The 18,120-nt window shown below is 62.3% G+C and carries 15 protein-coding genes and 2 tRNA genes; 5 read left to right on the top strand and 12 right to left on the bottom strand.

The annotated features are described in order from the left end of the window. Positions 1-2: 2 nt before the first annotated feature. From selD to K6118_RS15685, 3 genes are all read right to left on the bottom strand, one after another. A complete protein-coding gene (gene selD, locus K6118_RS15700) occupies positions 3-1,043 on the bottom strand; it encodes a selenide, water dikinase SelD (RefSeq protein ID WP_247121435.1) in 1,041 nt (346 codons plus the stop codon). Positions 1,044-1,164: 121 nt separating this feature from the next. Then, positions 1,165-2,301: a flagellin N-terminal helical domain-containing protein gene (locus K6118_RS17410; protein ID WP_281500850.1), complete on the bottom strand. Its 1,137-nt coding sequence runs from the start codon at positions 2,299-2,301 to the stop codon at positions 1,165-1,167. Between the two features lie 380 nt (positions 2,302-2,681). Further along, positions 2,682-2,757, bottom strand: a tRNA-Ala gene (locus tag K6118_RS15685). Between the two features lie 216 nt (positions 2,758-2,973). Here K6118_RS15685 and K6118_RS15680 point away from each other — a divergent pair. Together K6118_RS15680 and K6118_RS15675 are read left to right on the top strand one after the other, a co-directional pair. Beyond that, positions 2,974-4,368 (top strand): alpha-amylase family glycosyl hydrolase, encoded by a 1,395-nt coding sequence (locus K6118_RS15680; RefSeq protein ID WP_247121434.1) that lies wholly within the window; start codon positions 2,974-2,976, stop codon positions 4,366-4,368. 281 nt (positions 4,369-4,649) lie between these two features. Next, positions 4,650-6,737, top strand: a complete 2,088-nt coding sequence (locus K6118_RS15675; RefSeq protein ID WP_247121433.1) for a methyl-accepting chemotaxis protein — start codon at positions 4,650-4,652, stop codon at positions 6,735-6,737. Between the two features lie 69 nt (positions 6,738-6,806). Here K6118_RS15675 and K6118_RS15670 read toward each other — a convergent pair whose 3' ends face one another. After that, positions 6,807-8,000 (bottom strand): PucR family transcriptional regulator, encoded by a 1,194-nt coding sequence (locus K6118_RS15670; RefSeq protein WP_247121432.1) that lies wholly within the window; start codon positions 7,998-8,000, stop codon positions 6,807-6,809. 90 nt (positions 8,001-8,090) lie between these two features. Here K6118_RS15670 and K6118_RS15665 point away from each other — a divergent pair, with 90 nt between their 5' ends. Genes K6118_RS15665 through K6118_RS15655 form a run of 3 tightly spaced genes read left to right on the top strand, consistent with a single transcriptional unit; the run spans position 8,091 to position 11,328 of the window. Next, entirely contained in the window at positions 8,091-9,605 is a 1,515-nt protein-coding gene (locus tag K6118_RS15665) for a flavin-containing monooxygenase (protein WP_247121431.1), read from the top strand. Continuing rightward, positions 9,602-10,480 carry an alpha/beta fold hydrolase gene (locus tag K6118_RS15660; RefSeq protein ID WP_247121430.1) on the top strand — a complete coding sequence of 293 codons (879 nt, stop codon included), beginning with the start codon at positions 9,602-9,604 and terminating at the stop codon, positions 10,478-10,480. Before K6118_RS15665 ends, K6118_RS15660 begins: the two co-directional genes overlap by 4 nt. Further along, positions 10,477-11,328 carry an SDR family NAD(P)-dependent oxidoreductase gene (locus tag K6118_RS15655; protein ID WP_247121429.1) on the top strand — a complete coding sequence of 284 codons (852 nt, stop codon included), beginning with the start codon at positions 10,477-10,479 and terminating at the stop codon, positions 11,326-11,328. The genes K6118_RS15660 and K6118_RS15655 overlap by 4 nt, the downstream gene beginning before the upstream one ends. A gap of 6 nt (positions 11,329-11,334) precedes the next feature. Here the strand turns inward: K6118_RS15655 and K6118_RS15650 are convergent, their stop codons facing one another. The 8 genes from K6118_RS15650 to K6118_RS15615 form a co-directional block, all read right to left on the bottom strand. Then, positions 11,335-12,186, bottom strand: a complete 852-nt coding sequence (locus tag K6118_RS15650; protein ID WP_247121428.1) for a universal stress protein — start codon at positions 12,184-12,186, stop codon at positions 11,335-11,337. Positions 12,187-12,201: 15 nt separating this feature from the next. Continuing rightward, positions 12,202-13,686: a SulP family inorganic anion transporter gene (locus K6118_RS15645; RefSeq protein WP_247121427.1), complete on the bottom strand. Its 1,485-nt coding sequence runs from the start codon at positions 13,684-13,686 to the stop codon at positions 12,202-12,204. Between the two features lie 190 nt (positions 13,687-13,876). Further along, positions 13,877-14,689 (bottom strand): arylamine N-acetyltransferase family protein, encoded by an 813-nt coding sequence (locus K6118_RS15640; protein ID WP_247121426.1) that lies wholly within the window; start codon positions 14,687-14,689, stop codon positions 13,877-13,879. A gap of 240 nt (positions 14,690-14,929) precedes the next feature. Further along, positions 14,930-15,005 (bottom strand) — tRNA-Phe (locus K6118_RS15635). A 159-nt stretch (positions 15,006-15,164) separates the two neighbouring features. Continuing rightward, on the bottom strand, positions 15,165-15,707 hold the full coding sequence (locus tag K6118_RS15630) for a PAS domain-containing protein (RefSeq protein ID WP_247121425.1): 543 nt from the start codon (positions 15,705-15,707) through the stop codon (positions 15,165-15,167). A gap of 133 nt (positions 15,708-15,840) precedes the next feature. Next, a complete protein-coding gene (locus K6118_RS15625) occupies positions 15,841-16,065 on the bottom strand; it encodes a DNA gyrase inhibitor YacG (protein ID WP_247121424.1) in 225 nt (74 codons plus the stop codon). A gap of 24 nt (positions 16,066-16,089) precedes the next feature. Further along, complete coding sequence (locus tag K6118_RS15620) at positions 16,090-17,478, bottom strand: ribonuclease E/G (RefSeq protein ID WP_247121423.1); 1,389 nt, start codon at positions 17,476-17,478, stop codon at positions 16,090-16,092. Further along, positions 17,475-18,110: a Maf family protein gene (locus tag K6118_RS15615; RefSeq protein WP_281500849.1), complete on the bottom strand. Its 636-nt coding sequence runs from the start codon at positions 18,108-18,110 to the stop codon at positions 17,475-17,477. The genes K6118_RS15620 and K6118_RS15615 overlap by 4 nt, the downstream gene beginning before the upstream one ends. Positions 18,111-18,120 lie beyond the last annotated feature (10 nt).

Genomic DNA, 18,120 nt, shown 5'->3' with positions numbered 1-18,120 from the left:
GCTCAGCGCACCGTCACCAGGGGGCCGTCACCTGCCGGGATCAGCTCACCGATCGGCTCCAGCGTCATCCCGGCGGCCTCGAACGCGGCCAGCATGTCCCCCAGGCCGTCGCTGTGGGCGGCGATCAGCAGGCCGCCACTGGTTTGCGGGTCACACAGGATCAGCCGCTGTTCGTCGCTCATCGGTCCGGCCTTGTCGCCATAGCTTTCGAAATTGCGGCCGGTGCCGCCGGGCACGCAGCCTGCGGCCAGATAGTCCTTCACCGGGCCAAGGGTCGGGACGGCGTCATAGTCGATCACCGCGCGCACGCCGCTGCCTTCGCACATCTCGATCAGGTGGCCCATCAGGCCGAAACCGGTGACGTCGGTCATCGCGGTCACGCAACTGAGCGGCGCGAGGGTGGCGCCGATGCTGTTGAGTTTGCACATGGTGTCACGCGCCAGCGTTTCATGCTCAGGTCTAAGCTTCTTCTGCTTCTGCGCGGTGGTGAGGATGCCGACGCCGAGCGGTTTGGTCAGGTAAAGCGCCGTGCCTGCTTCCGCCGTGTTGTTCTGTTTCAGGTGCTTGGTTTCCACCTGGCCCGTGACGGCGAGGCCGAAGATCGGCTCCGGCGCGTCGATGCTGTGGCCCCCGGCGAGCGGGATACCGGCATCGCGGCAGACGCTGCGGCCGCCATCGATCACCCGCGCTGCCACATCGGCGGGCAGGGTATTGACCGGCCAGCCGAGGATGGCGATCGCCATCAGGGGCCTGCCGCCCATGGCGTAAATGTCGCTGATGGCGTTGGTGGCGGCGATACGGCCGAAGTCGAACGGGTCATCGGCGATCGGCATGAAAAAGTCGGTGGTACTGAGGATCGCCTGACCACCCCCGATGTCATAGGCGGCGGCGTCATCCCGGCTCGCATTGCCGACCAAGAGGTGCGGGTCCGGCGCGATCGAGAGCGCGCTGGTCAGGATGGTGTCCAGCACCTTGGGCGAGATTTTGCAGCCGCACCCGGCGCCGTGGCTATATTCGGTGAGCTTGATCGGGCTTTCGGTCATAGCGTGCATTTTCCTCAGATACGGCCTGCGTTCGCGGCTATCCATAGCACCGGGCGGGATGGATGCAAATGACAAAGGCCGCAGCGGGTGGCTACGGCCTGTCCTTCGGGGGCGCATGGCCCTAACGGAACAGCGACAGGATACTCTGCGGGGCTTGGTTGGCGATACTGAGGGCTTGAAGACCGAGTTGTTGCTTGGTCTGGTAGGATTGCAGGTTGGCGCTTTCCTTGGCCATGTCCGCATCCACCAGGTTGCCGACGCCGGTGGTCAGCGCGTCAGAAAGCTTGCCGGCGAATCCCTTTTGGGTGTCGAGCCGGTTGGAGGTCGAGCCCAGCTTCGAGAGCACGGAGTTCACGGTGCTGATGGCGGCGTCGATAGCAGAGACGGCAGCATCAGCGCCGGAGCTGCCGCCAGAGGCAAAGGTTCCGCCGACGACGGCATATCCACCGACACCGGAAACGGTGCCGACTGAAATATAGGGGCTCTTAAAGGTCCATGTGGCATCGTCAACAAACCACTGGGTGAGCGCCGGGTTGACGTCACTTGGTTTGGTGGTGCCATCCACGAGACCAGAAGCTGTTTGCCCGCCCGAAATCCAGCCTTCGCGCTGGAACGCCTGAGTGAATGCAGCATCTGCGCCGGTATTGCCTGCAAGCCAGGTGTCGAAGGGGTACGCCGATGTGTTCGGCGTATATGCGGGTGTAACGGTATATGACGTGCCGCCGACTGTTGAAACACTAGCGGTATCGAGCGCGAGCGAGCTGAGCGTCAGCGAAGTGACGGTGGTGCTGATGGTGTTGGCGCTGCTGCCGTCCGCTGTGGTGATGGCGCTAAGGCTATCGCCGGTCAGCAGGTTCTTGCCGTTGAAGCTGGCGTTCTGGACGATCGAAGTAATCTGTGCCTTGAGCTGCTGGAAGTCATCATTGAGCGCGGTGCGGCTGTTGACATCGAGGCCAGCATCCTTCGCCGCAACAGCCTTTTCTTTCATGGCGATGAGAAGGTCGGAAACAGCTTGGGCGCCAGCGAGCGCGACATCTGTCTCGGATGTGGCGCGGTCAAGTGATGACTTCGCGGCATTAAGGCCTGCGATGTCGCCGCGCATCTTCTGGGCGATGGAATAAGCGGCCGCATTGTCGCGCGCAGAGGACACTTTCAGACCGGTGTTGATCCGGGTCTGCGTGGTGTTGAGCACTTTATTGGTGCCCGACAGGTTCTGCAGCGCGCTCAGGGCGCCAGCGTTGGTGTTAACCGAGAACATTCTTCTAATGCCTCAAAGGGGTTAAGTATCGGGGCGAAAGGGCAGGACATTCTGTACTGACGCTTTTCGTCCACCAGAGGGATATGCAGGCAGTGTGCCAAAAGCCGCGGAATAGCTGGTATTTTGAAGAATCGGCTCAGCGACTCGTTGGGACTCTTCATATTTTATTAAATTTTTAGGTAACAGGGCTGAACCGCCTGATGCGGGCCAGAAGCGGCATATATTGCCGCATAGGCAAAATTTGCCGAAACTGCCGATAGGTGAAATAGGTAAATATTGCCTATATCGAAGCAATGGACACTGCTGGGTGTCCATGGTCGAAAGCCATGGGCACGGACGATGAGCCGAATAGCGAAGGTGTAATAAAGGAAAGAGGGCGGTGGTGGAGCTGAGGGGGATCGAACCCCTGACCTCGTCATTGCGAACGACGCGCTCTCCCATCTGAGCTACAGCCCCGTTCCGCCGGTGCCTGAGGACAGCCATATGCTGTCAGGCAAAAATGGCTTTAAACCCAAAAAATCGGCTTTGCAAGTCCGTCTTTCAGGGCGAAAGCGCGACTTTTTGACCTCCCCTCACGCGCTGCCTGTCGCGTGTATGAAAATTTGCAATATTTTTGCACTGATTTTGCTGTATATTTGCATTGGCTATCAAACAAGGTCTGGGGAAGATGCTATGAAGTTTGGATGTTCTGCTCTGGTGCGCGCGGCCGCTATCCTATTGGTCGCCTTCGCGGCGGCCCCCTCCGTAACGGCGGAGCCCTCGGTTCCGGCACGCTACCAGCCCCAGCCCTATATCAAGATCCAGCACCCGGACTGGTCCAAGAACGCGGTGATCTATGAGCTGAACACGCGCCAGTTCACGCCCGAGGGCACCTTCCGGGCCGCGGAGAAACAGCTTAAGCGCCTGAAGGACCTCGGCATCGATATCATCTGGCTGATGCCGGTCAACCCGATCGGGGTCCAGAACCGCAAAGGCACGCTTGGCAGTCCCTATTCGGTGAAGGACTATTTCGCCGTGAACCCGGAGTTTGGCACGCTCGCCGACCTCAAGCATTTTGTCGCCACCGCCCACAAGCTCGGGATGCATGTGATCCTCGACTGGGTCGCCAACCATACGGCGTGGGATAACCCCATGCGCACCAAGCACCCGGACTGGTATGAGCGTGACTATAAGGGCGATTTCCACCCCACGCCCTGGTGGGACTGGAGCGATATCATCGACCTCAATTATTCCAAACCCGCGCTCCGGGAATATATGACCCGCGCGATGAAATATTGGGTGCAGGAAGCCGATATCGACGGCTACCGCTGTGATGTCGCCGGGTTCGTGCCGGTCGATTTCTGGAACAATGTCCGCGCGGAGCTGGACGCCATCAAGCCGGTCTTCATGCTGGCGGAATGGGAATCCCGTGACCTGCACGCCCGCGCGTTCGACATGACCTACGCCTGGAGCTGGTGGAAGGCTGTCCATGAAATCGCCCAGGGCAAGGCCGACCTCGGCGCGCTGTTTGTCTATTACAGCTGGAACGAAAGCGCCTACCCCAAGGACGCCTACCGCATGGTCTATACCAGCAACCATGACGTCAACGCCTGGGAAGGCACCACGCGGGAGAATTTCGGGCCTGCGCTGGGTGCCGCCACGGTGCTGTCGGTCGTCGGCCAGGGTTTCCCCATGATCTATAACGGCCAGGAAGCGGGGCTCGACCACCGGCTCGCCTTCTTCGAAAAAGACCCGATCAAATGGAAGAAAAGCCCGCAGGAAGCGCTTTATAAAACCCTGTTCGCGCTCAAGAAGCGCAACACCGCGCTCTGGAACGGCCATTGGGGCGCCACCATGATCAAGGTGCCGAACGACGCGCCCAAAAAGGTGCTGAGCTTCGTGCGCCAGAACGCCAGGGACAAGGTGTTCGCCGTGATCAACTTCTCGAAGGCACCCCAGACGGTCAGTTTCAAGGAAACGCTGTATGAAGGGCAGTATAGGGAGCTCTTCAGCGGCAAGGCGGTGACGCTCAAGGCGGGGGATAAGCTGACGCTGCCCGCGTGGGGTTATAGGGTCTTCGTCCGCTAAGCGGCCCACGTCCTTCAGAACGCCAATCCCTGCGTGACAGGCTGTACACTGTCCCGTACCCGTGAGGGTTGGGTGCGGGCGCCTAAACGTATGGCCTAAAGACTTGTGGCAAGTCTTGTCATGAATTTTAAAAGATAGTTAAGTATTTATAATTATTATAAAATTTATGTGCAATGGAAGCGGGGGGCTTAGAATTGCACGCACACTCTTATGCCGTGTTTTTTCTGTTGAGTACCGTGTAGGCCGTGCATCTATCCCTGCGCTAACGGAAGAGGTGACTTATGTCCTTTCTCGACAGGCTGAAGATATCAACCAAGATATTCGGCGGGTTTGGCGTTGTGCTGGCGCTTCTGGTGCTGGTGGCCCTTGTTGCGGGCTATAATCTCACATCGGGCAAAAACAGTTTCGTCGAATACCGCAAGATCGCGCGGCAAGCCAACCAGGCGGCCCGTATTCAGGCGAACCTGCTCTCCACCCGTATCGCGACGAAAGACTTCCTGCTCACCTCCTCGGATGAAGCGCTCAACCATGCCCAGGACCGGTCCAACGTGACGGTTGAAATGAGCAAGGAATTGCGCGCTATGATTGATGATCCGAAGAAAAAGGCGGTTGTCGACAAAACCGATTCGGGGCTGGCGGATTATCTGGCCAGTTTCGACAAGGTTGTTAGCTATCAACGTCAGAAAGACGACCTGGTCGCCAATAAACTGGATGTTCTTGGCCCCAAGCTCGAAAGCCAGTTGGTGGGGTTGGAGCAGCAGGCAGCGTCAGCCAATGATGTCGGCACCCTGATGCCGGCGAGCGCCGCGCTTCACCACACCACGATGATGCGGTTTCACGCCAACAAATATCTGATGTCAGGCGCGGAGGCCAATTACCGCCATGCGCGTGATTATGCCGCCTCGGCCAAGACGCATCTGGAAAAGCTCATGGCGGCGCGTAAAAGCGAAAGCCACAAAGCCCTGGTAAAAGGGCTGGAGGATATGCGCGCCGACTATGACGCCTCGTTCCAGAAGGCAAAGTCGGTGCTCGATAGCCGCAATGCGCTCGTCCAGGGCAAGATGGATGTGATCGGACCGCAGGTCTCCGACGCGCTCGAACAGATGAAGCTCTCGATCAAGCGGGAGCAGGACACGCTCGGGCCGAGAATGCAGGCGGCCATGGGGACGGCAGTGCTCCTGACCATCCTTATCTCCATCGCAAGCATTCTCTTCGGTAGTGGTGCGGCCTATGCCATCGGCCGCGGTATCTCCCGGCCTGTTTTGGCGCTCACCGGTGATATCGAAAGCCTTGCAAGCGATAAGTTGGATATTGAGATCAACGGCCGCAACCGGGCCGATGAGATCGGCACCATGGCTGAAGGGCTGGAAGTCTTCAAACAGAAGCTGATTGAAAACCGCCGGCTGGAGGAGCAGGAGAAGCAGCGTCAGGAGGAAGACCGCCTGCGCCAGATCGCCGAGGAGGAGGAACGCCTCGCCAAGGAGAAGGAGAAGGAAGCCCAGCGTGAAGCCGAACGCAAGCGTCAGGTCTATATCGAAGGCCTGATCGGGGAGTTCGACAGCGCCGTCTCCGGCATGTTGGCCACGCTGGCGTCAGCGAGCACCGAACTGCGGGAGACGGCAAGCTCCATGTCGTCGACTGCAGAGGAAACAGGCCAGCAATCCGCAACTGTTGCCGCTGCAGCACAACAGACGGCCGCGCACGTTCAGTCGGTCGCGACCAGTGCGGAGGAACTGTCCGCCTCGATCCAGGAGATCAGCCGTCAGGTCAGCAGCAGCACCAGCATGGCGCAGTCCGCGGTCGATGAGGGCCAGCGGGCCGACCACGGCATGAAGGGCCTGGCAGAATCCGCAGTCAAGATCGGCAATGTGGTCGCGCTCATCAATGAGATCGCGGACCAGACCAACCTGCTGGCGCTCAATGCCACGATCGAGGCTGCGCGCGCGGGCGAAGCCGGCAAGGGCTTCGCGGTTGTCGCGACCGAGGTGAAGGCGCTCGCGCAGCAGACCGCGAAGGCGACCGAGGACATCAGCCGTCAGGTCTCGGACATTCAGGCCGAGGCGGAACGCGCGGTCCAGTCGATCCAGGGCATCAACAAGACCATCTCGTCGATGAGCGAGGTGTCGAGCATGATTGCCGCGGCGGTTGAGGAGCAGGGGGCCGCAACCAATGAGATCGCCTCCACCGTTCAGCAGACGGCGGCTGGCACCGATGATGTGACCTCCAATATCCAGGGGGTCAGCGAAGCGGCGCAGACGACCGGGGCGGCTGCGGCGCAGGTGCTGGCGTCGGCCGGGGACCTGTCCGAACAGTCCGAAGTGATGAGCCAGAAGGTCAGCGAGTTTCTCGCGAAAATCCGTGCCGCCTGACCATCGGAGCCAATGGTTTGAGAAAAGGAAAGCCCGCCGACTTTGGCGGGTTTTTCATTTGAGGTCCGGTTATACCTGCCAGCGGAGCGCTTCGAGCGCGACGGCGACCGTGAGGCGGGAGCTGTCATCTAAGGGGCGCGGCAGCAGGTCTTCCGCGCGGGCGATGTGCCTGAGGAGCGTGTTGCGGTGAATGCCGAGCTTCTCGGCGGTGTGGGAGCTGTTGCAGCCGAGCGACAGGAAGGTTAGCAGCGATTCCCGAAGTGCCACCGGGGCTTCGGCCAGCTTGCCCAGCGTATCAGCGGTAAAGGCCTGCAGGCTGTTCTTGTCCTGGGTCAGCACCGACACCAGCTTGACCATGGCATAGCTTGCCACCCGCCGCTCATGCGCCGCGCCGGAGAGGATGCGCTGGGCCAGCCGTGCGCCCTGATGGCTGCGCCCGAAACCGCCAACGCCTTCCGCGCGCGGGCCGAGGGCGATGCGCAACGACGGCGGGCACAGGGGCTCCACGTCTTCAGCCGCCAAGGCACGCGGCAGCCACAGCCACAGCGCCGCCCGGTTTTCCACAATCGTCAGGGTTGGCAGGTCGCCCATGCGGGCTTTCAGGGTTTCGGCCATGCCGTCGAGCGCAGCGGCGTCGGGTTCCGGGTCCTCGCTCCAGATGATGACGGCCTGGTGCGCCTGGTCGAGCCGGTAGCCGAGCTTGCGGCTGGTGGCCTGCAGATCCATCGGTTGCCGGTTCAGGATGGCGCTCACCAGCTCCCGCCGTTCGGTGGGCGACCCGCGGGACAGTTCGGCGCGCTCGCGCTCCATCTGCTTGAGGAGGGCGTCGACGGTCACCTCGATAAACTGCGCGATTGAGCGAGCTGAAACGTCGAGAAGCTCCTTCAATTCCGCAGGATCATCGGTGAGCTCGAAGGCGATCTCCATCCACTGGGTCCAGCCGACATTCTGCCCGGCCCGAAACGCTTTCTGAAGTGCCTCGGGTGACCCCTGGCGCACCTGATCGCGCGCGGTCTGCAATATCTCAGACGTCAGGTTCGGGGCCATAGGTTCCCCCGGCGCGCGGATAGTGGCGGTGGCCCAATGGATGACGTTCAGGCGGTTGGCGCGGCGCATTCGCGCCATGGCGACCGGGTCGCCCATGCCGCCGATGGCTTCCATGGTCGCGATGTCGATGGCGCTCAGCCACTCCTGCGAGGACTGGAGCGACCGTTCAGCCCCGGCGCGGAGCAATTCGCGGATGCGTGGTGAGATTTGGGTCATATTGATGCAAATATAGCAATGAAATATGCATATTGCACCTTCTATCCTTGACCCTTCTGCGTCATGCTCACAGATGGGAAGGAATGTGACATGAATGCTATTCACTCATTTTCGGGGGAAGAGCCGCTCGACGTTCTGATCGTCGGCGCAGGCATCTCCGGGATCGGCTGCGGTTGCTACCTGACGACCGACCTGCCGGAAAAAACCTGGGCGATCGTTGAAGGCCGTGGTGAGATCGGCGGGACGTGGGACCTGTTCCGTTATCCCGGCATCCGCTCGGATTCGGACCTGTTCACCTTCGGCTATGATTTCAAACCCTGGCGAAGCGACAAGGCGATCGCCGGGGCGGATGAGATCATGTCCTACCTGCGCGAAACCGTGGAAGAGTATGATCTCGAGAAAAAGATCCGTTTCCACCACAAGGTCACGGGCGCGAACTGGGACAGCGAGGAAGCGCTCTGGACCGTTACCCTCCACCGCAGTGATATCGATGCTGATGTCACCATCAAATGCCGGTGGCTGTTTGGCGCGACCGGCTATTATGATTATGACGAAGGTTTCCGGCCCGAGTTCAAAGGCGAGGAAGACTTTAAGGGCCAGATCATCCACCCGCAGCACTGGCCGGAGGATCTCGATTATACCGGCAAGCGCATCGCCGTGATCGGCAGTGGCGCCACCGCCGTGACGCTGGTGCCCGCGATGACACCGACGGCCGCGCATGTTACGCAAATCCAGCGCACGCCCACCTATGTGCTGCCGATGCCATCCGAGGACAAGATCGGCAACTGGCTCAAGCGCTGGCTGCCCGCGAAAACCGCCTACGCCCTCACGCGCTGGAAAAACGTCCGGCGTCAGCGCTGGGTCTGGCTTTTCTGCCAGAAATTCCCCAACGCCGCGCGCAACTGGATCCGCAAGATGAACGTCAAGGAACTGCCGGAAGGCTACCCTGTCGATGTCCATTTCAAGCCGCCTTACGGCCCGTGGGACCAACGCCTATGCGCCGTGCCGGACGGTGACTTTTTCAAGGAGCTGTCGGCAGGCCGCGCCTCCATCGTCACAGGCCAGATCGACCGCTTCACCGAGACCGGCGTGCTGATGGAATCAGGTGAGGAAATCCCCGCGGATATCATCGTCACCGCAACCGGGCTTAACATGAAGCTGTTCGGCGGTATTGAGCTGAGGGTTGACCACAAGCGTGTGCTGCCGCCCCAGAAACTGGTGTTCAAGGGCATGATGCTCGACGGCGTGCCCAACTTCTGTTTCGCGGTCGGCTATACCAACTCCTCCTGGACGCTCAAGATCGGCCTCCTGTGCCAGTATTTCTGCCGTCTCCTCAAGGAAATGGACGACCGCGGCATGGCCGTGTGCGTGCCCGAACGCCCGGAAGGCGAGATCGAAACCCGTCCGCTCATGGACTTCGGCGCCGGTTACGTCAAGCGCGCGATCCGCTGGATGCCGCGCCAGGGCGACCGCGAACCCTGGGAAATGACCTTCAGCTATATCGCCGACGCGCATATGGTGAAGCATGGGCCGGTGATCGACCCCGCGCTTCATCTCTCGCCCGCCCCGACGCATGAGCCCAAGAAAGAGAAGGCGACCGCATGAGCGACGAACACTTCTGCACCCTCAAGAACGGCATCAAGCTTTGCTACAAGGTCGAAGGCGAGGGCGAGCCGGTGCTTCTGATCGCCGGGCTCACGCTGCAGCTGCATTCCTGGCCGCGGCCGATGGTCGAGGACCTCATGGCCCGCGGCTTCCAGGTCATCACCTACGATAACCGCGATGTCGGCCGCTCGTCGCGCCACCATGCGGCACCGCCCACCAAGATGCAGATGCTGACCCGCAAGATGAACCCGGCGAACTACGACCTCGGCGACATGGCCGGGGACGCCGCCGGGCTTCTCGACCATCTGGGCCTCAAGTCCGTGCATGTGGCCGGCATGTCGATGGGCGGCATGATCGGCCAGACGCTGGCGGCGCGCGCGCCTGGACGCGTGAAGACGCTGACCTCGATCTTCTCGACCACGGGGGCGAGGAGCGTCGGCCAGCCGTCGTTCCGTATGCTGCTGCGCATGATGGCGGGCCCGCCCGCGACGCGCGAGGAAGCGATCCGGCGCTATATCGAGACCATGCGCATCATCGGCGGCCGCGGCCACGCGATCAATGAGGAACGCTGCGCCGCCTATATGGGCGAAGCCTGGGACCGGGGCGGTGCCAACCCGCATATCGGCATCGGCCGCCAGCTGGCCGCCATCCTCAAGTCGGGCGACCGCACGGCCGAGGTGCAGCGCATCAGCGTGCCGACGCTCGTCATCCATGGCGACCGCGACCCGATGGTGAACGCAAGCGGCGGCAAAGCCACCGCGGCCGCCATCAAGGGCAGCCGCCATATCAGCATCAAGGGCATGGGCCATGACCTCGCGGACAGTGTGAACCCTGAGCTCGTATCCCTGTTCGCCGACCATGTGGGGGCCGTATGAAAGCGACATTCCAAGGTAAAGTTGCCGCCATCACCGGTGCGGGCAGCGGCATCGGCCGCGCACTCGCCCTCGGCCTCGCGGATCGGGGTGCGCGCCTTGCGCTTTCCGACGTCAATGACACTACGCTCGCCGAAACCGCGGACATGGTGCGCGCGAAGGGCGCCGAGGTGGACACCAAACATCTGGATGTTGGTGACCTGGAAGCCTGGCGCGCCTATGCCGCCCATGTGAAAGACCATTTCGGCATCGTCCACCAGATCTATAACAATGCCGGCATCGCCCGGGGCGGTGGCGTGCTGCTCGATCTGGAAGATGGCCAGATGGAAGATGTGTTCCGCATCAACCTCTGGGGCGTCATCCATGGCACGCGCGTGTTCCTGCCGCACCTGATTGAAAGCGGCGATGGCCAGGTGGTCAATATCTCCAGCCTCAATGGCCTGATGGCGCAGGGCGGCATGACGGCTTACTGCACGTCAAAGTTCGCCGTGCGCGGTTTCACCGAAACGGTGCGGATCGAGATGCTCTTGGGCGAGCTGCCGGTGAAGGTCTGTGTCGTCCATCCGGGTGGCATCAAGACCAATATCGCCACGGCGGCGATGGACGATAACAAATCCATGACGCCGGAGGAACGCGCCCAGGCCGAAGCGCGGATGAAGGTTTATAACGAGAAGCTGTTCAAAACCACGGCGGACGAAGCCGCGGCGGTGATACTGAACGGTGTCGCGCGCGGGAAAAGCCGCATCGTCATCACCGGCCAGGCCAAGTTCCTCGACCGCCTCATCCGCCTGATGCCCGAACGCTACCCGCTGAAGGTCGCCAAATGGCAGAAGCAAATCTTCGGCGATTGAAGTCGCTCAGGCGCCGAACAGCAGCACCGGGCCATCGGCATGCAGGATGAGGGCCTCGGTGGTGCTGCCCCAGATCAGGTGATGGATTTTCGAATGGCTCGACGCCCCGATCACGAGCAGGTCGGTGGCGCGGGCGTCGGCATAGGCCTGCACCGCACCCGGCACGGAAGACCCGGTCAGCACCTCGGTGCGCACACTCAGCCCCGCTGATGCCAGCGTCTCTGCGGCGGTTTTCATCGCCGCTTCCGCCTTGGTGCCCACGGTGACGAGGTGGCAATCAAGGCCCTTCAAAAGCGGGCTCTTTGCGGCATAGTCCACGGCGCGCATGCAGGCCTTGCCGCCATCGAAGGCGATCAGGATGCGCCCCATCGGCGTGCTTTCGCGCGCGGCCAGCAGGATCGGCTGGTGCGGGGTGCGCATCAGCTCAGCCAGTTCGGCGCCCAGATGGTCCGCCGCACCCACGCTGTCCTCGCCCTGTTTGCCGAGGATGATGAGGTCGGCGCTGGATTCCAGTTCGGCGACATTTTCGAAAAAGTCACCGCGGCGGTGGATGCGCGTCACCGATGCGTCGCTTTTCGCATGGAAGCGTTCCTCGGCGCGGTCGAGGATTTCCTGCCCCTTTTTCTGCTCCTGACGGCCATGCTCGGCTTCGGCTTCGGTCAGCTCCGCCAGAAGCTCGCTTTTGGCGCCGAGGCCGATCTGGCCGCTGAGGTCACCCTTGATGGCGGTGTCCGTGTGCGGTGCCGCCACATGCAGAAGCGAGACGGTCCCGTCCGTGCGCGAAGCCGCCCATGCAGCCAGGTCGCAGACGCTGTCGGCATAAGCCGAGCCGTCCACACATGCGATGATATTGCCCATGATCTTCCCTTACCCCTAGTGCCCCGGCGCCATGTCGACGGCGTCGGGTTTATTGTGTTCCCCCAGGCGGTCGACGATGGTGGCGCTGGCTTCATTGAGGCCGAGAAGCTCGACCTCCGTGCCTTCGCGCCGGAACTTCATCACCACCTTATCGAGCGCACCGACCGCTGACAAATCCCAGAAATGGGCATGGGTCAGGTCGATGGTGACGCGCCCGATCACCTCCTTGAAATCGAAGGCGGCCACGAACTGCGGCGCCGACGCGAAGAAGACCTGGCCGTGCACATGATAGGTGCGGCTGTTGCCGTCCGCGCCCGCCTCGGACGTCACGGCCTGCAGGTGCGCGACCTTGCGGGCGAAGAACAGCGCGCTCATCAGCACACCGACAAACACGCCCTTCGCCAGGTCGTGGGTCAGCACCACGACAATGACGGTGACAATCATCACCAGGCTGGAGCTTTTCGGGTGCGTCCGCAGGTTCTTGACCGAGGCCCAGCTGAAGGTGCCGATCGAGACCATGATCATGACGGAGACCAGCGCCGCCATCGGGATCTGCCGCACCCAGTCATCGAGCACGAGGATAAGGAACAGGAGGAACAGCCCGGCGAAGAAGGTGGACAGGCGTCCGCGCCCGCCGGATTTCACGTTGATGACCGACTGGCCGATCATGGCGCAGCCCGCCATGCCGCCGAACATGCCGGCGACGATATTGGCCACACCCTGGCCCGCGCATTCGCGGTTCTTCTGGCTGTTCGTATCTGTGAGGTCATCGACGATCACCGAGGTCATTAGCGTCTCAAGGAGGCCGACGGCCGCCAGCGTGAAGGCATAGGGCGCGATGATGGTCAGCGTCTCCCACGTGAGCGGTACATCCGGGAACAGGAAGTTCGGCAGGTCGTGCGGCAGCTCGCCCATATCGCCGACCGTGCGCAAATCCAGCCCGAAGCTGATGCTGACGATGGTCAGGATGATGATGGCGATGAGCGGCGACGGCACCGCGCGGGTCAGCCGCGGCAACAGGTAAATGATGCCAAGCCCGGCCGCGACCATCGCATACATCATCGGCCCCGCGCCGACGAACTGCGGCAGCTGCGCCATGAAGATGAGGATCGCCAGCGCGTTCACGAACCCGGTCACCACCGAGCGGGAGACGAAGCGGAGGAGGGACCCGAGCCTCAGCGCGCCTGCGCCGATCTGGATAAAGCCGGTCAATATCGTGGTGGCGAACAGGTAATTCAGGCCGTGGTCTTTCACCAGCGTGACCATGACGAGCGCCATGGCACCCGTGGCCGCCGAAATCATACCCGGCCGTCCGCCGACGATGGCGATGGTCATGGCGATACAGAAGGAGGCATAAAGCCCGACCTTGGGGTCGACCCCCGCGATGATCGAGAAGGCGATCGCCTCCGGGATCAGCGCCAGCGCCACCACCATACCGGCGAGAAGGTCGCTGCGGATATTGCCGAACCATTCGGCGCGAAGTCGGGATACAGAAGACATGCCTTACCTTGTATTTAGAAGGATGGGCCTTAAGCAGGCCTTTCCCGCCACCATCCTCTATGGGCCACTCATCGAAAGGGCGTCTCATATAGAAAAACGCCGCGGTTTCCAACGTTTTTCGGGGGTGATGAGAGCTCGCTTCGAGGCGGCGTAACCCCGTCATGCGGGATTGTACCGCTATAGCAAGGTGTTACTGGTCTTCAGGGAAAAGCTCGGCGTCGCGCTTGAGGATTTTCTGCCAGATGGGCTCCAGGGCGTCGACCTCAATGCCGAACAGGGTCATGAGCGTTTGGCGGTAGTCGTCGATATCGGCGATGCGGCGGCTCGCGACATCGCCAGCCCGGACGGTTTTGAGGACCCGGCCGCGCATGACCTCCAGCCGGTCGGGAAAATGCCGCTGGCATACGGCATTCTCAACGAAGGGGGACAGGGGCGAGGTCTGCTGGAACTGGCATTTCTCCGCCATAAGCGCGGGGCTCGCGGTCTCCTCGGTGAAGTCAAACGATGGCGCAGCCCCTTCCGGGTGATTGTGGAACCGCCACCATGCGCCGTCCAGCTTCTCCAGCCGGAAGGTCCATTGGCCTTGCGTGAAAGGGCCTTCCTTGAGGGGCGCGGGCTCCATGAGGCCGTCACCGAAGCCGACGTCGGCCAGGTAACGCTGGCCGTCCAGGTCGATGAGAAGCGCCAGGTGCCCGCCGACCGAGCTGTCCCCGCGGCTGGCGCGGTCCACACCCGCGGCGACCGGGGTGACAGCAAAGCCGATGCTGCTGAGCGCCCAGCCCAGAAGGCCGTTCATCTCATAGCACCAGCCGCCGCGCTTGTGCCCGACGATCTTGTCATAGGCCGCGCCCACATCCGTGCCGAGCGGCACACGGGCCAGCACGTCGAGGTTCTCGTAGGGGATGGTCTCCGCGTGCAGCCGGTGAATTTGGCGCAGGGTCGCAAGGTCTGTCCCGGGTTTGCCCGTGAAGCCGATATGGGTGAGGTAACTGTCGAGCTGCATTCATCTTCCCCGGAAAGACAGGTCCATAGGCAGCCATTTCTGGCGGAGCCGGGCGCTGCTGTCATCAAATAATTTCACATGGGGGTCATACGAGGGTTTGCGGTCGGGGGTGGGCGGATTGACGTTCCGGGCTTAAGCCCTTCACGTCTGCTACGCTCTGCTCCGCATACGAACAGCGGTTCTCGCCGATCCCCGCAGGAGCCATTAAAAAAGCCACCCCCGAAGGAGTGGCTTTTTTAATGGTGCCCGGGGGCGGATTCGAACCACCGACACGCGGATTTTCAATCCGCTGCTCTACCAACTGAGCTACCCGGGCATAATCGGAATATCGGCGGCAATAGGCGCTGCCACCGTCAGTCAGCGAAGGGGCTTTTAGCCAATATTCCCGTGGGTGTCCAGCGCTGATTTCAATTTTTTGACTGCGGGCGGGCGATGATCCGCGGCCAAGTGCGGCAGGCCGTGTTTCGGGCGACAGTCAGGCGGTAGTCTTGAGGAAATCCGCCTCGGCGACGCCGAAGCCGAGGTCGAGAAAGCGGGCGCTTTTAATCTCGCCGCCTACGAAGGAAAGCTTGCCGGAATAGGGGCGTTCGGGGGCGAGCTGGGTGACCTGGCTCATGCCGAACACCACGCAGGCATCGCCGTCGGTGTCCAGCATCGGCAAGGACAGATTGGAAAACTCATAAAGGCCGCCTTTGCCCTTCTTCAGGTGCCGGGTGACGATGAGCGCACAGGGCTTTGCAAAAAGCGGGGCGACCATGCGGTTGAGCGTGTCGCAGTAAGGCTGGGGCAAGGCGGTAAACAGGTTTTTGCCGCTGAGGTCGCGGCCCCAGGTCTCGATCAGCTTTTCGCCCATCAGCTTTATGGTGAAGTCGGTCCCATTGCGCCAGCGCATCTGCCAGCAGTGGCTGAGGATGGGCGCGATGGCGGCAATCGACAAGCTGCTGCGGCGGGGCAAGGATTCCCCATTCTGCCGCGGCAGGGTGTGCCAAAGGTCGATAAGCCGGTCAGCGTCTTGCAAAACGGCCCCTTCAGATGTTGCTGTCGCCCCAATCGACGGCGCTATCTTCCCTCAGGCAGGGGTGGTTCCGCAAGCGAAAATTGAGAATGCTTCGCAACGCATCCGGGTGACCGGCGGCCGCAGGCAGGGAGCGTCAGCGCCCGCCGGGCAGGGAATCGTCCCCGTCCGCGTCGGGGATTTCGCTATCGCCCGGCAACACATAGCTTTCATTGAACCAGCGGCCGAGGTCCACGTCGGCGCAGCGTTTGGAACAGAAGGGCCGGTAGGCCGTGACGGCAGGCTTGCCGCATTCGGGGCATTTGCCGACGGGCACTGTGCTGGTGGCTGTGGGCTGCTCGGTCTTTTTACGATCGGTCATGGGGCGGCTCTCCGTATTCGATGCTCAGCCGAGATGGATGTCGGCTGGCGTGCCTTCGGCCAGGGTGACGGCACGGCTCGTCTGGGCCTTGAGGGCATCCAGCAGGTCCGTATGGCGTTCAAGCCAGGTCAGCACGGGCTTGGGGGCGGTCACGGTCAGGTTGCCGGGGCTGGCGGTGCGGCCGAGGCGGACGCCATCGCGGATCAGCTTCAGCGCTACAGCCGCGGGACGGTCGGTCGCCTTGTGCTGGCGCAGCATCCGCTGCCTGAGCGACAAGCCGCTGCGTTTGCGGTTAAGCTCCATCAGCCCGAACATGGAAAGGCCGGTATGCTGGACCGGCACATGATCTTCCTTGAGCGCGCCGGAAAGCACGTCCATAAGGTCCTTCGCGGCCCCTTTGGCGGCCATGTCGATAAAGTCGACGACGACCAGCCCGCCGATATCCTGGAAGCGCAGGTGATAAGCGATCGCAAGCGCGGCCTCCAGGTTGACGACCAGCTTGGCCTCGCCCGCGCTTCGGCCCTTGAGCGCCCCGCCCATATTGACGTCGATGGCGGTCACGGCCGGGGTTTCATGGACCGAAAGCCAGCCGCCGGACGGCAGCTCGATCCGGTCGCCCAGGGCTTCCTCGATCGCTTCTTCAACCCCGAAGGCTTCGAACATCGGTGTGGTGTCTTTGTAAAGCTCGGCAAGGCCGCTGAGGTCCGGCCAGCGGGTCTCTGCCATGGCTTTTGTCTGCGCCAGCGCATCCGCGCCTTCGATCAGAAGGCTTTCCGTGCCCTGGCCGACGGCGAGGAGGGCCTGCTCAAGCGGGCTGAAGGCATGCACCAGCCCGGGCTTGTCCGCGCATTTTGCGCCCAGGATACCGGTGAGCCAGTCGGCCTCAACCGCGACGGCCTCGGCGGGCACTTCCCCGGCGCGGCTGCGGACGATCAGCGCCGCGCGGCTGGCGGCCCCGGTCAGCATCGGGGTCAGTGTCTTGACCGTTTTGGGGCCCAGGTCCTTGCTGAAACTCAGGCGCGCGCCCCCGGCTTCGGCGACCACATACCGCCCGGTCAGGCGGGGACGCGGCGTGACCGGCAGCGCCTTGTCATCCAGCGCGGACGGTTCGGCGACCACCTGCACGCGCAGCATCTGGCCTTCGGTCACGCAGTCGCTGATCGTCTCGGCACGCCCGCCCGCGATAAGCTTGGCGCGCCTGAGGCTCAGCATGCCGTCGCGGTCATCCCCCAGGTCGAGGAAGGCGATGTCGAGATGGGCATCGACGCGGGTAACGCGGGCATCGAAAAGGGCGCCTGCAGCGCTGAGCGCGATGTCTTCATGGAAAGTAAGCGTCACCGGCAGTTCATCGTCGCCCAGGACGGCGCTGCGCCACTGGCCGATGCCGGGTTCGATAAGCATGGTGCCGGTCATTGAGGGGCGTTTCCGTCTTTGAGGTGGGTTTCAAGCCAGCCGCCGACCTCAAAAAGCGGCAGGCCGACGACATTGCTGTAGGAGCCGGAGATAAAGCGCACGAACGTGGCAGCCAATCCCTGGATCGCATAGCCCCCGGCTTTGCCGTGCCAGTCGCCGCTTGCGATATAGCGGTCGATGTCGGCGGCGGACAAGGCCTTGAAGGCGACTGTGGTGGTGACCGACTTGGTCAGCTGGCGACCATTCGGCAAGACCAGCGAAATCCCGGTGATCACCCGGTGGCGGCGGCCTGACAGGAGCTTCAGGCACGCGCGGGCGGTTGCCTCATCCTCGGCCTTCGGGAGAATCCGGTGGCCACAGGCGACGACCGTATCGGCGGCAAGGGTCAGCGCGTCTTCGTGCTCACGGGCGACCGCAGCGGCTTTTTCGCGCGCGAGCCGTTCGGCGTGGGGCTTCGGTTTTTCGCGGGGGTCAGGTGTTTCGTCCAGGTCCGCCGGTGCTATCAGGTCCGGGGTAATACCGATCTGGGCTAGCAGGTCCCGGCGCCGCGGCGAAGCGGAGGCGAGCACAAAACGGGGGATGGACGGGGAACCGAGGGACACGGCGGGTGTATCTGTAGGGCGCAAAGCCATCAACCCACCC

The sequence above is a fragment of the Kordiimonas marina genome (assembly GCF_023006325.1).
GTDB classification, from domain to species: Bacteria; Pseudomonadota; Alphaproteobacteria; order Sphingomonadales; family Kordiimonadaceae; genus Kordiimonas; species Kordiimonas marina.
The sequence above is the reverse complement of the archived record's forward strand: the minus strand, read 5'-3'. Positions and strand labels throughout refer to the sequence as shown.

Excerpts from the sequence above, each read along its gene's own strand:
- K6118_RS15625 (WP_247121424.1), bottom strand. The coding sequence starts at position 16,065 with ATGACCGATCGTAAAAAGACCGAGCAGCCCACAGCCACCAGCACAGTG.
- K6118_RS15660 (WP_247121430.1), top strand. The coding sequence starts at position 9,602 with ATGAGCGACGAACACTTCTGCACCCTCAAGAACGGCATCAAGCTTTGC.
- K6118_RS15680 (WP_247121434.1), top strand. The coding sequence starts at position 2,974 with ATGAAGTTTGGATGTTCTGCTCTGGTGCGCGCGGCCGCTATCCTATTG.
- K6118_RS15640 (WP_247121426.1), bottom strand. The coding sequence starts at position 14,689 with ATGCAGCTCGACAGTTACCTCACCCATATCGGCTTCACGGGCAAACCC.
- K6118_RS15655 (WP_247121429.1), top strand. The coding sequence starts at position 10,477 with ATGAAAGCGACATTCCAAGGTAAAGTTGCCGCCATCACCGGTGCGGGC.
- K6118_RS15665 (WP_247121431.1), top strand. The coding sequence starts at position 8,091 with ATGAATGCTATTCACTCATTTTCGGGGGAAGAGCCGCTCGACGTTCTG.
- K6118_RS15615 (WP_281500849.1), bottom strand. The coding sequence starts at position 18,110 with ATGGCTTTGCGCCCTACAGATACACCCGCCGTGTCCCTCGGTTCCCCG.
- K6118_RS15645 (WP_247121427.1), bottom strand. The coding sequence starts at position 13,686 with ATGTCTTCTGTATCCCGACTTCGCGCCGAATGGTTCGGCAATATCCGC.
- K6118_RS15650 (WP_247121428.1), bottom strand. The coding sequence starts at position 12,186 with ATGGGCAATATCATCGCATGTGTGGACGGCTCGGCTTATGCCGACAGC.
- selD (WP_247121435.1), bottom strand. The coding sequence starts at position 1,043 with ATGACCGAAAGCCCGATCAAGCTCACCGAATATAGCCACGGCGCCGGG.
- K6118_RS17410 (WP_281500850.1), bottom strand. The coding sequence starts at position 2,301 with ATGTTCTCGGTTAACACCAACGCTGGCGCCCTGAGCGCGCTGCAGAAC.
- K6118_RS15670 (WP_247121432.1), bottom strand. The coding sequence starts at position 8,000 with ATGACCCAAATCTCACCACGCATCCGCGAATTGCTCCGCGCCGGGGCT.
- K6118_RS15620 (WP_247121423.1), bottom strand. The coding sequence starts at position 17,478 with ATGACCGGCACCATGCTTATCGAACCCGGCATCGGCCAGTGGCGCAGC.
- K6118_RS15675 (WP_247121433.1), top strand. The coding sequence starts at position 4,650 with ATGTCCTTTCTCGACAGGCTGAAGATATCAACCAAGATATTCGGCGGG.